Annotated in this window: 10 protein-coding genes; all 10 read left to right on the top strand. The window is 52.1% G+C overall.

What is annotated here, in order from left to right; all coding sequences use genetic code 11:
• Positions 1-9 precede the first annotated feature (9 nt).
• The 10 genes from FJ695_RS25215 to FJ695_RS25170 all read left to right on the top strand — a co-directional run bounded on the left by FJ695_RS25215 (position 10) and on the right by FJ695_RS25170 (position 12129).
• The gene (locus FJ695_RS25215) at positions 10-2232 is read left to right on the top strand and encodes a chemotaxis protein CheA (RefSeq protein WP_141188016.1); all 2223 of its coding nucleotides are present in this window, start codon (positions 10-12) and stop codon (positions 2230-2232) included.
• A 20-nt stretch (positions 2233-2252) separates the two neighbouring features.
• Positions 2253-2774 carry a chemotaxis protein CheW gene (locus tag FJ695_RS25210; RefSeq protein WP_247653736.1) on the top strand — a complete coding sequence of 174 codons (522 nt, stop codon included), beginning with the start codon at positions 2253-2255 and terminating at the stop codon, positions 2772-2774.
• A 30-nt stretch (positions 2775-2804) separates the two neighbouring features.
• Entirely contained in the window at positions 2805-5987 is a 3183-nt protein-coding gene (locus tag FJ695_RS25205; RefSeq protein WP_141188015.1) for a methyl-accepting chemotaxis protein, read from the top strand.
• A 75-nt stretch (positions 5988-6062) separates the two neighbouring features.
• Positions 6063-6917, top strand: a complete 855-nt coding sequence (locus FJ695_RS25200) for a protein-glutamate O-methyltransferase CheR (protein ID WP_141188014.1) — start codon at positions 6063-6065, stop codon at positions 6915-6917.
• A complete protein-coding gene (locus FJ695_RS25195; protein WP_209010808.1) occupies positions 6917-7558 on the top strand; it encodes a chemoreceptor glutamine deamidase CheD in 642 nt (213 codons plus the stop codon). Before FJ695_RS25200 ends, FJ695_RS25195 begins: the two co-directional genes overlap by 1 nt.
• A 14-nt stretch (positions 7559-7572) precedes the next feature.
• Positions 7573-8643: a chemotaxis response regulator protein-glutamate methylesterase gene (locus FJ695_RS25190; RefSeq protein ID WP_141188013.1), complete on the top strand. Its 1071-nt coding sequence runs from the start codon at positions 7573-7575 to the stop codon at positions 8641-8643.
• 86 nt (positions 8644-8729) lie between these two features.
• The gene (locus FJ695_RS25185; RefSeq protein WP_141188012.1) at positions 8730-9893 is read left to right on the top strand and encodes a methyl-accepting chemotaxis protein; all 1164 of its coding nucleotides are present in this window, start codon (positions 8730-8732) and stop codon (positions 9891-9893) included.
• Positions 9894-9916: 23 nt separating this feature from the next.
• Complete coding sequence (locus FJ695_RS25180) at positions 9917-10303, top strand: STAS domain-containing protein (protein ID WP_141188011.1); 387 nt, start codon at positions 9917-9919, stop codon at positions 10301-10303.
• A complete protein-coding gene (locus FJ695_RS25175) occupies positions 10304-11515 on the top strand; it encodes a PP2C family protein-serine/threonine phosphatase (RefSeq protein ID WP_141188010.1) in 1212 nt (403 codons plus the stop codon). It abuts the gene before it with no gap.
• Entirely contained in the window at positions 11494-12129 is a 636-nt protein-coding gene (locus FJ695_RS25170) for an ATP-binding protein (RefSeq protein ID WP_141188009.1), read from the top strand. The genes FJ695_RS25175 and FJ695_RS25170 overlap by 22 nt, the downstream gene beginning before the upstream one ends.
• Positions 12130-12340 lie beyond the last annotated feature (211 nt).

The following is a 12340-nucleotide window of genomic DNA, read 5'->3' as shown; positions in this document are numbered from 1 at the left end:
TAAGGTTTCATGTCTGGCCAATCTTTCGGCAATGACGAACTCGCGCAGTTCAAGAGAACATTCTTTGAAGAATGTACGGAGTTGCTTGCAGATCTGGATGAGCGGCTTGCGCTCATGCAGGAAGAGGTGGCCGACAGCGAAGCCTTGAACGCCATTTTTCGTGCGGTCCATTCTATAAAGGCAGGTGCAGGGGCCTTTGGCTTCATGCAGCTGGTCGAATTCGCTCATAGATATGAAGCATTGCTGGACCATCTGCGTGATGGCGCAATTCCACAGACCAAACATGTAGCAGATGTTCTGATCCGGGCGGGCGATATCCTGGCGGCTATGGTCGAGGCGGCGCAAGGCGAAGTGGCACTGGATGCCAGCTACGGTGCGGACGTTAGAGCGGACCTCGATCAGATCCTGTCCGAGATTCAGGGTGGTGGAGACACTGAAACAAACGCGCATCAAGAGACGGCACCTGAACAATCGGGAGGTTCCGGGTCTCGCCAGACATTCTCTATCGAGTTTCGTCCGCACTCGGTGCTCTTTCGTCACGGAAACGACCCGCTTTTATTGATCCGCGAGTTGAAGCGGCTGGGCGATGCAGTGGTCACCTGTGACTATTCCCAACTGCCGCACCTGACGTCTCTGGAGCCGGAAGATTCTTACCTCTCTTGGTCGATTCTGCTCGCCACTGATCATGGCGAGGACGAAATCCGTGAGGTTTTTGAATTCGTCGAAGACGACTGTGATTTGAAAGTCACGGTTGTGGCGCAAGCTGAAGCGGTTGACGCGGATGTGGAAACTGCGCCAGTTCAGGATCAGAGCGGGCAAGAGGCAGCGGTGCAACAGAAACCGGACGCGCCGGAGCCTGTCGAACCCGCTGCAATTTCACAACAGTCGAGTACGGCTCCAAAGGCTCCAGCGGAAGCTGGGTCCAAACAAGCTGCTGCGCAAGGCGGCATGTCGTCAATCCGGGTGGACTTGGAACGTGTCGACCGGCTGGTGAATGTCGTTGGAGAGCTGGTGATTATGCAATCCATGCAAGCTCAGCAGGCCAGTGACGGACGACCGGGCACAACTGGGATGAGCCTACAGGGCCACGAGGAGATGGCCCGTGTTATTCGCGAGCTTCAAGAATGCGTCATGGCGATCCGTATGCAACCAGTTAAATCTGTGTTCGCCCGCATGCCACGATTGGTCAGGGAAGTTTCCGGCAAGCTGGGCAAACAGATTCGTCTGATCACGGAGGGGGAGCAGACCGAAGTCGATAAGACGGTTATCGAGGAACTGGCCGATCCGCTAACGCACATGATCCGCAATGCGATCGATCATGGGATTGAAGATCCGGACGTTCGGGTCGAGAACGGCAAGAAACCTCTTGGAACGATCAAGCTCTCCGCGCGTCACGCTGGTGGCAACATCATCATTCAAGTGACCGATAACGGAAAGGGTATCAACCGGGATACTTTGCTCAAGAAGGCCGTGGAGAAGGGGATTGTCCCATCAGACGCAAAGCTGTCCGATGAAGAAATTGACGATCTTATTTTTGCCCCGGGTTTTTCAACGGCGCAATCTGTCACCGATGTATCTGGACGTGGTGTCGGGATGGATGTTGTCCGCCGGAATATCAACAATCTCGGTGGTCGTATTTCTGTGCAGTCTTCTTTCGGCAAAGGAACCCGTTTTACGCTGACCATTCCTCTGACGCTTGCCGTTCTGGACGGAATGCTGGTTGCATTGGGTGCCGAGACATACATCTTGCCACTAACAAGCATCGTGGAAAGTTTCAGGCCAACCACAGAGCAGTTCCGTGCGTTGGCAGGTGGTGGTGAAGTGGTTGCCATGCGAGGCGAATACATTCGCCTGATCCGTATCCACCAGCTGTTCAATGTACCCGATGCCATCAGTGATCCATGCAAGGGGTTGGTGGTCGTCACCGAAACCGCAAATGGCGGCAAGGTTGCCTTGCTGATTGATGAACTGATCGGTCAGCAGCAGGTTGTGATCAAAAGTATCCAAGAGAATTTCGATCCGGTGCCCGGGGTTTCTGGGGCCACAATTCTGGGCAATGGGCGGGTCGCACTGATCCTCGACATTGAACAGTTGAAGATGCTGCAGGTTCCTGCGCACCGGGAAGTGGTGGCAGCTCGAACAAAACTATCGGAAGACCTCGGCTCGTCGCCGTCTTCTCCGGCAGTACCATTGACCAACTCGGACGGCTCTCAATCGCCGGCCACAGTGTGACTAAATACGGGGAAAAAAGGATGAGCGAACAGGCAGACAATGTCCCCATGAATGATGCGGCGGGGGATGCCGCACCGGTACACCAAGGGGAATTGCATCAGTTTATCAGCTTCCGGGTCGGTGATGAGGAATTCGCCATCGACATCATGGCTGTGCGGGAAATCAAGGGGTGGACGCAAACGGCGCCATTGCCCAATCAGCCGGACTACAATCTCGGGGTGCTGAACCTCCGTGGTACGATTGTACCCACCTTTGATCTGCGGTGCCGGTTCGGCCTGGGGCGCACTGAGACCACACCTTTTCACGTCGTCATTATCGTCACAGTAAAAGAGCGCACCATGGGTCTGCTCGTCGATGCAGTCTCCGACATTTTGACCGTGAACGAAGATCAGATCCGTCCTGTCCCGGACATGGATCGTATCGCTGCGGCTGAGTTTCTTTCCGGCATTATCCCGGTTGAGGAAAACATGGTCGTTCTTTTGTCGCTCGAAAAGCTGTTTCAGCGTGGGGATTTTGGGTCGAGCGCAGACGTCGCTGCCTAACGGCCGATGACGAATATGGGGAATTGAAAAATGGCCATCAAGTTTTCGGATTTAAACATCAGCAAGCGGCTTGCAATAGGCTTCGGAGCGGTCGGGCTTTTGTTGCCAGTTGCTGTCGTGTTTTCGATTGTGCAAAGCAGGTCGATTGAACACGATGTCGGCGATATTGCGAATGTTCGAGCGCCAGTCACGCTGTCAAGCGCCCAACTATCTGAGGATGTTCGAGGGGCGGTTTCAGCGCTTCGCGGATTTATCCTGAATCCGAATGATGGAACACGGCAACAGCACGAAGTCGCGTTGACCGGCCTTGAGCATCACATCGAGAAATTCCATAAGAAGGCTGATTTGCTGTCGGCTGAAGAGCAAAAGCAGTGGGCTGAACTTGAAACCACCTTTAAAGAATTCGTTTCAGTTCAGGGTGAAATTACACAGATTATCGGCACTCCGGCGGCATTCCCGGCATTAAAGATGCTGAGCGAAGAAGCCACGCCGCTTACCGATGCGCTGTTTTCTCAAATCACTGCGATGATTGACGATGAGCAAAAACTGAGCGCAACAGCAGAGCGTAAAGCGCTGCTGAAGACCATGGCGGACGTTCGAGGTAATCTCGCCAATTCCGTCGCGAATTTGCGGCTGTATCTGATTTCTGGCGACCCGAGCGCCAAAGCTGCATTTGAGGAACGCTGGGCTATTCTGGAGAACCGGCTTGAGACCCTTGAAGATAGCTCCGGGATCTTCAGTAATTCCCAATCCAGAGAGTTTGCAAAGTTTGCAGGGGCCTATGACGATTTCAAATCGGTTCCTGCCGAGCTGTTCAAACTCCGTGAGGCGCCTTCTTGGAATATGGCCGCTTTCCAGGTGAGTGAGACACTGGTTCCTCTTCAAAACCAGATATTGGACTTTATTGACGGCGAAGTCGGCAGTGATGGCGAGCGTGCAGGTGGCTTCAAGCAGGTTCATGCTGAAAAGCTGATCTATGAGGCAAATCACGCCTACTCAGCCTTGGAGACCATGATTTTTCTCATGGTTGGCCTCTTGGTCGTTGGCCTGATCATCGGTGTAAGTCTGGCGTTTGTTATCGGCCGCAGCATTTCCGGTCCGCTTGTTCGTTTGAGTGAGCAAATCAGTCAAATCGCAGATGGGACGCTGGATGTCACAGTTACTGACACTGAAAGCGGTGGCGAAATCGGAGCGATGGCCAATAGCCTCGAACGGCTCCGGAGCGACCTGCAGAAAGCAGATCAGGGAGCGCGTGAGAACATGCGTATTCGCGTGGCGCTTGATAATTGTACGACCAACGTGATGGTCGCGGACAATGACTACGACATTGTTTATATGAACGAATCTCTCAATGAAATGATGCAGGACGCTGAAGCTGATCTTCGTGAAGCGCTGCCGCAGTTTGATGCAAAAAAACTGGTGGGAGCCAACATTGATCAGTTCCACAAAAACCCAGCCCATCAGCGCGGGATGTTGGAAACCCTGACATCGCCGTATGAGACATCCCTTACAATTGGCAACCGTATCTTTGATCTGATTGCGACACCGGTAATGGATGATCAGGGGAACCGGCTGGGAACAGTTGTTGAATGGACCGACAAGACCAAAGAAGTGGCGCTTGAGCGTGAGTCTAAAACAGCCTTCCAGGATAATATGCGGATCCGTGTTGCACTGGATAACTGCTCTACAAATGTCATGGTGGCGGATAACGACTTCAACATCGTCTATCTGAATGACAGCGTAACATCGATGATGCGCAATGCAGAGGCTGATCTGCGCAAGGAACTGTCTCAGTTTGATGTCAACAAACTGGTTGGCTCCAATATTGACGTCTTCCACAAGAACCCGGCGCACCAAAGGGGCATGCTTGAGCGGCTTTCATCCACCTATGAAACGAGTATCAACGTTGCCGGCCGTATCTTCGATCTGATCGCAAATCCAGTCCTGGACGCAGAAGGAAACCGTTTGGGTACGGTTGTCGAATGGAAGGATGTGACACAAGAGCGTGCGGTTGAAAATGAAATCAACACCGTTGTGAATGCGGTTGTTGGTGGCAACTTCGAAGAACGGGTGCCTCTGGACGGCAAGTCCGGCTTCATGCTCAGCTTGGCGGAAGCTATGAACCGCCTCTGCGATACAACTGGCTCTGCCTTGGATGATGTCAGTGTTAACCTGGGTGCGCTTGCCGAGGGCGATTTGAACAGCCGCATCACCAAGACCTACAGCGGCAGCTTTGAGGACCTCAAGAACAAGCTCAATGACACGGCTTCGCGCCTTGGCGAGATTGTTACGGACGTGGTTGTCGGTGCGAATGAGGTAACCAACGCCTCGGCCGAGATTACCACTGGTACAAACGATCTGTCGCAACGGACAGAGCAGCAAGCGTCCAATTTGGAAGAGACCGCTGCTTCTATGGAAGAAATTGCATCGACCATCAAACAGAACGCGGACAATGCACAGCAAGCCAATCAATTGGCGATCAATGCTCGCGGCGTGGCATCGGACGGCGGAGAAGTCGTTGGTAAAGCTGTCACAGCAATGTCTGCAATCGAAGACTCCTCCCAGAAGATCTCCGACATCATTGGAGTGATTGACGAAATTGCCTTCCAGACCAACCTTCTGGCGCTGAATGCGGCCGTGGAAGCGGCCAGAGCAGGAGACGCAGGCAAAGGATTTGCAGTTGTCGCATCCGAAGTTCGGTCTCTGGCGCAGCGATCATCTGAGGCCGCGAAGGATATCAAGCAGCTGATCATCGAAAGCGGGTCGCAGGTGAAAGATGGTGTTGATTTGGTCAACAATGCAGGCACCTCGCTGACGGAGATTGTCGACTCAGTCAAACGGGTAACCGATATCGTCTCGGAAATTGCAGCGGCAAGCACTGAGCAGGCAACCGGTGTTGAGGAAATCAACAAGGCCATCAGCCAGATGGATGAGATGACCCAGCAAAACTCAGCCCTTGTTGAAGAAAATGCGGCCGCGTGCCGGATGTTGCAGGAGCAGGCCGAAGGTATGCACCAGCGTATGTCCTACTTCTCGGTTGATGCGGCTTCAACAGCAGCGGCAGCTCCGGTGCGGCAGACAAAGCCTAAGCCGGTGGCAAGGGCAATGCCTGCAGCCAGGGTGGCGTCTGGCGGTGGCGGCGGAGCTGTTGCGGCCATGCAGTCAGATATTGAAACCGCCTTTGACGCGGATGACGATTGGAAAGAATTCTAAGTCACTTGAATGATCCTCTAGAAACTGTGCAGCGGCTTGGTCTGCTGCACAGTTGTTAAAACAGGTGGGAGAGTCATGGCGTCAATTGATGTCGCCGAACAAAGAGAGTTTCCATTCTCATTTAAGGATTTCAAGTACTTGGCGTCGCTCGTTCACGAGCAAACCGGAATTGTGCTGAAAGACCACAAAATGAATATGGTTTATTCCCGTCTCGCGCGACGTTTGCGGGAATTGGAGCTGTCTTCGTTCAGGGAGTATTGCCGTCTACTTCAAGACCCTGGCGGGGATGACGAGCTGGGGACGCTGATCAATGCCATCACGACCAATCTGACCCGTTTCTTCCGTGAATCCCACCATTTCGATCACTTGAAGGAAGTCGTGTTTCAGCAGGTTCAGGAAGAAGCACATAAGACCGGGACCAACAAGCTGCGAATCTGGTCGGCAGGCTGCTCTTCTGGAGAAGAACCTTATTCGATTGCCATGTCGCTTTCTGGGGCCTTCCCGAGATTGGGTTCGTGGGATGCGCGTATCTTAGCGACGGATCTCGACACGTCGATGGTGGGCCGCGGTAAGTCGGGAAGGTATTCCAGCAGTGATCTTGAAGCTGTCCCGGATAGTTTGCGGAAGCGATATTTCAGTCTGAGTGCAGACAAGCAATTCCTCACAGCATCCGATCAGCTCAAAAAACTGATAACATTCAAACAGTTAAACCTTCTGGGGCCTTGGCCAATGAAGGGGCCATTTGATGCCATTTTTTGCCGAAACGTCATGATTTATTTCGATGAGCCGACCAAATCGAAGTTGATCCGCCGGTATTGCGAAATGCTCAAACCTGGAGGTTGGCTTTATATCGGCCACTCCGAAACACTGCTTGATAGTCAGCACATGTTCCAGCTAATGGGCCGGACGATTTACAGGAGAACTGAATAGTGGCTTCTGCTGGTTCATCTCCGGCTCCGGCCGGAACACCGAAATCAGCAAGCCTCGAAATCGTCCGGACATTCAATGTAAAATTGCAAAAATATGCAGTACGCGTATTGCCTGGTGTCTCATATACGACAGGAGCATCGAATGAAATCATCATCACAGTGCTGGGATCATGTGTGGCTGCTTGTATTCGCAATCCGCATACCGGGTTTGGTGGAATGAACCATTTTATGCTGCCCGAAAGTGAAGGGCATGATTGGAACGGTGTGACTGCAGCCCTGCGATACGGCAATCACGCGATGGAGGCATTGATCAATGATGTTTTAGCATCGGGATGCTCGCGTTCAGATTTGGAGATCAAGCTGTTTGGCGGGGCAACTTTGTATCAGGGGATAACAATGGTCGGGCAGAAAAACGCAGAGTTTGCGTTGTCTTATCTGAAACGTGAGGGGTTGCCGATTGTTGCGAGAGACCTCGGCGGCGAGCATGGCAGGCGTATCCACTACGATCCCTCCACGGGGAGTGTGCAACGATTACTTCTGAGAGACAGCGCGGATCGCAAAGTGGCGCAAACTGAATGCACTTATAAATCGCATCTCAATGAAACCCCTGTCGAATCCGGCGATGTTGAATTGTTCGGCTGAGGAGGCGCAAGAATATGTCTACAAATCCCGCACGTGTACTCATCGTTGATGACTCGGCACTCATTCGCCAGATGCTGACCGAGTTGTTGTCTGCGGATCCCGGAATTGAGGTTATTGGTACCGCGCAAGACCCATATGTCGCTCGAGAAAAAATCAAACAGCTGAATCCGGACGTTATCACTCTGGATATAGAGATGCCGCGCATGGATGGCCTCGAATTTCTAAGGAGATTGATGGCATTGCGGCCGATGCCGGTTGTCATGGTGTCCTCACTCACGCAGCAAGGGGCCGACGCGACACTGCAAGCGCTGGAAATGGGTGCTGTAGATTATGTAGCGAAACCCACTCAGGACTTGCAGCATGGCCTTGCAGAAAAGGGCAGGGAGCTTGCGGAGAAAGTAAAGGCCGCAGCTGCTGCCCGTGTACGGGTAAAGCAAGCCCCTAAGGTCCGGCCGTCCAGTACGCTGACCCCGGCCGCGGGCTTTTCATCCACGGAAATGATCGTTGCAATTGGTGCTTCCACGGGAGGGGTTGAAGCCTTGACAGAGGTGCTTGCTGCTTTGCCGGCAGCGAGTCCAGCAGTGGTTGTCACACAGCATATGCCGGCCTCCTTCACATCAACTTTTGCCCGGCGGCTCAATGGGATATGTGCGGTAAACGTTGTAGAGGCAACAAACAAGGCCCGGATTCTCCCAGGTCATGTTTATTTGGCCCCAGGCGATCAACATCTTCGGATATCCCGGAGCGGTGCCAACTACGTGTGCTCAGTCGGCGGACAAGATAGGGTGACGGGGCATTGTCCCTCCGTGGACGTCCTATTGCACTCAGTTGCCAATGCAGCCGGAAAAAACGCAATCGGCATAATACTGACCGGCATGGGCAAAGACGGCGCTCAAGGGCTACTTCAAATGCGCACTGCGGGGGCAAAAACACTTGGTCAGGACGAGGCAACATCGGTGGTCTACGGAATGCCGAAAGTTGCTTTTGAAGCGGGAGGGGTGGAAACTCAATTACCTCTAGGTAAGATTGCGGGTAGAATTTTGGATATTTGCGTAAAAGAAAAAGGTGGGGCTGTTCGAGTTTAGGTAAAATTGGTTTTTGGTTGTGTCTTTAGTATACTAAATCTCAACCTAAACTTGATAATATTGGAGGTGTTGCAAGGGGGTGTTTTATGAAGAGCCATTCCGCAGACGGAAATACTGTCGATTTTAACGATGCGGAGCTCGTGGCGTCTGATACCGAGTCCGTCCGCGCCCAAGATCTTCTGGCCGACTATTTAGGGTTGAGCGAGGCTCAGAGACAGGCCTTGGATGGTTTGATGGCGGAAATTGATCGCACAAATTCTATGCTTGATGAAAACATCGAGGCCGTCACTGATCGTTTTCATAACATTGCGGAAAAATCCGAAGAACAGTTTACCACGATTCAGAACCTTGCCGATTTGGCGGAATCCGTAGAAGTTGACGGAGTTCCGCGCAAATTGCCTGAACTTGCGGGCAGTCTAAAAGACATACTCTCCGACCTAATTGAAAAGATCCTGCAGTTGTCTTCGCGCGGCATGAAGATGGTCTACCGGCTGCAGGACATTACTCTCGAGCTGGAAAAAGTCGAAGATAGTGTGGCGAGTATCGAGAGGATCAACAGTCAAACCAATCTACTGGCTCTCAACGCAAAAATCGAAGCCGCGCGTGCAGGTGAAGCCGGGAAGGGTTTTGCGGTCGTGGCAAATGAAGTGCGTGAACTTGCAAAATCCGTCGACACCTTGGCAACCAGCTTGAAGACACAGATTACATCGATTTCCGAGGGTGTTCAGGGTGCGCAGGGGCTAGTTGAAGAAATCGCCACTATGGAGATTTCCGAGGAAAAACTTGAAGTGAATGCGGGTTTTGCGAAAATTATTGACCAGCTGGTGCTGCAAAACGAGCAAATTTCCGAAGTTCTCCAATCGACTGCAGGAACCACGCAGGAAATTACCCGGGATATCTCAGGCACGGTTATCAGTTTGCAGTTCCATGACCGCTGCAAACAGGTCCTGCAAAACGTGAATGGCGCGCTTCAGGTCATTAGCCAGGAAAACGAGAAGTTGAGATCACAGGCGATCGATGCTGTGGCGGTCCCCTGGCAGGAGCGGCAGCCTGAAGATTTCATGAAAACAAATATAATTCAAAGCTTTAGTCTGAATGAACTCAGTATACGGTTTCAGCAGATGTGGTATCCCGAAGCAGCTGTGACAAAGGAGAGTGCGGACGTGGTGAAGTTGCCCGTTTCCCAAAGCACCGTAGCCACCGAAGAGGCTGGGGATGACTACGGTGATGACGATATCGAATTGTTCTAGATCGACGAGTTGATGTTCAATCTGTGGCCAATGACGCGGCCAATGTCGTTTTATTTATCGGTCCGAATCCCGGAGCCGAAGCCGAGGGAGCATTAAAGATGGATGCCAATATCACTCCTTCCGATACCGCAACCCATGTTGTATTGGGCGGTCGATTGACATTTTCAGATCACACTGCTTTTCGAAAGATGTTGGACGAGATAACGCAGCTTGGAACCAGGAAATGCGTGTTCAATCTGGAAAAACTTGTTTCGATCGATTCTTCCGGGCTTGGAATGTTTGTAGTTGCGCATGAGCAAGGCAAGCAGAATGGGTGGGATCTCGCTATCGAGGGCGCTACCGGCCATGTTAAGTCGCTGCTCGAGCTTGGGAAATTTGACAAGATCCTGGATATCCGGGAGGTCAGTTAAGTGACGGATCCTGCATCTGCGTTGATAGCAGAAGAAGGCGCTGCGATTGAACCTCTGACAACATCACGTATCCTTCTTGTTGATGACAGCGCCGTTATGTTGTCGGTGATCCGGAAGTACCTCGAAGTTCATGGTTTTAACAACATACAAGTTGCTGCAAACGGGGAGGAGGCACTCCAAGCCGCACATGCCTGGCACCCGGATTTAATCCTGACGGATATTCAAATGCCGGTTATGGATGGCTACGATTTATGCCGGAAGATTCGAGCCGGTACCGAGATGCCAGATGTGCCCGTTTTGTTTATGACAGGCCTCACCAAACCGGAGGACCGGAATGGGGCTTTTTCCGCGGGCGCTTCCGATTTAATCTCAAAACCGGTTGATCATCTTGAACTGGTCGGTCGATTGCGGGTTCATTTAGACCGGCGGCGTCTTATAAAACGTCTTTTCGAATACCATGATCGTATGGCGCAGGAGCTGGATCAAGCTCGCAAAATGCAGGAAGCTATTCTTCCAGGTGTTGCGGTACAGGAGCAGGTGCAGGCCAAATATCCTGTTAAGTTCGGAAGTTTTTACCGGGCCTCAATTGGTTTGGGCGGCGATTTGTGGAGCATCCACCAGCTGGGCCCTGAAAGGCTGATGGTTTGTCTGGTAGACTTTTCCGGACATGGGGTTGGTGCAGCTCTGAATACTTTTCGATTTCAGACGTTTTTGAACAACGTGGCGCCAAAAAGTGCAAGTCCAAACCACTTGCTGGGTATGGCAAACACGTTTTTGTATACCCAATTGCCGCGTGGCCAGTTTGCTACGATGTTTTGCGGCCTCATCGATTTCTCAAAAGAAACCCTCAGTTATTCTTCGGCAAGCGCACCCCCGGTTTTGGTTGGGGATCAAAGTACGGATCGGAATTTGCGGTTACTGGAGACTGCGGGCCTTCCGTTGGGGCTTGTTGAAGACAGCGATTACGAGGCTCTTGGCATCGATTTCAAACCAGGGTCATTCCTGCTCATGTATAGCGATGCCCTGATAGAGACGCCTGAACCTCCGCAATCCATATTCAGTCCAGACACGTTATGTGCGCTGGTTTCTGCGTCGACTGGGGATTTGGAGCCGGACCGTTTGGTTGAGGATGTTGTCAGCCACCTTTTGTCGAACTCGCCCAGCAGTCCTGACGATGATCTGACGCTTGTTTGTTTGAACTACTGTCCATAACACTTTTCAGTAGGCTATTTATGACACCAAAACCCAAACAAGAAAGCATCTCGGCGGGGCCGTCGCTTGCGAAGGCAACTGATACCTATCCTTCAGGCGACGAGATTTGCGAGTATGTTGCGGCCCATCACTCGTCATTTGGACGTTTGCTGGAGGGGCATTTTGAATTCAAGACCCATGCCGAGGCGGAAAGACTGTCCAGTATGCTGGCGCTTAATACACCAGATCCGGCGCGGGCTTCACTTGGCTTCTGGGAACTTTTCTCCAACGCGGTGGAGCATGGCAATCTTGAGATCAATATGGATGAAAAAACCAAATTGATGCTCAATGGACGTTTGATGGAAGAGATAGATCGGCGCCAGTCAGAAGAGCCTTATCGAGATCGTTATGTGACGGTTCATTTTTGTGCCCGGGAAGCAGATGTCACGATCCGTGTTATTGACCAGGGGGAGGGGTTCGATCATCTGAAGATGCTATCGTTCGAACCTTCGCCGGACCGGCCCAATGGCCGTGGGATCCAGATGGCCTTGCAGATGTGTTTCGATTCGTTGAGATACGAAGGAAATGGCAGTGTAGTAGAAGGCACAATGCAGTTTCCGAAAGAGCAGGGCTGAGCGGAGGCCAGTTTGGCATGCAAGTGTCGGACGCATTCTCTGGATCGGAGGAAACCCGCCAAACTCGGTTAACGAATAGCCTCTGTTCCAAAACACCTTGATAATCAAGCTGCTGGTGGGGTCAGATGATTTACTTCATTCAACGCGTCCGGACACCTGGATACACGCGAATTGTTGCAGAGCCCCGCCGTGAATTCATCCAGAGGGTGTT

Origin of the sequence: Labrenzia sp. PHM005, assembly GCF_006517275.1 — a bacterium.
GTDB lineage: Bacteria > Pseudomonadota > Alphaproteobacteria > Rhizobiales > Stappiaceae > Roseibium.
This window is presented reverse-complemented; position numbering and strand designations above follow the sequence as displayed.